Here is a 249-nt window from a genome sequence, read left to right on the forward strand (position 1 = left end):
AAAAAAGACCAGCCGGATGGCTGATCTTTTTAAATGGCTTGGCGGCGTCCTACTCTCACAGGGGGAAACCCCCAACTACCATCGGCGCTGAAGAGCTTAACTGCCGTGTTCGGAATGGGAACGGGTGTGACCTCTTCGCTATCGCCACCAAACATAAAAGGAACGTTGTTCCTTCAAAACTAGATAATAATAAGAAGGTATTTCATTTTTTAAAAGCGTTGGTTAAGTCCTCGATCTATTAGTATCAGT

General features: G+C 44.6%; 1 rRNA gene. It reads right to left on the reverse strand.

Annotated features, from left to right (window positions below):
- Positions 1-36 precede the first annotated feature (36 nt).
- A 5S ribosomal RNA gene (rrf, locus tag FNK51_RS26225) occupies positions 37-152 on the reverse strand.
- Positions 153-249: the final 97 nt, after the last annotated feature.

It is taken from the genome of Bacillus sp. B4EP4a (assembly GCF_006680105.1).
GTDB classification, from domain to species: domain Bacteria; phylum Bacillota; class Bacilli; order Bacillales; family DSM-1321; genus Peribacillus; species Peribacillus simplex_E.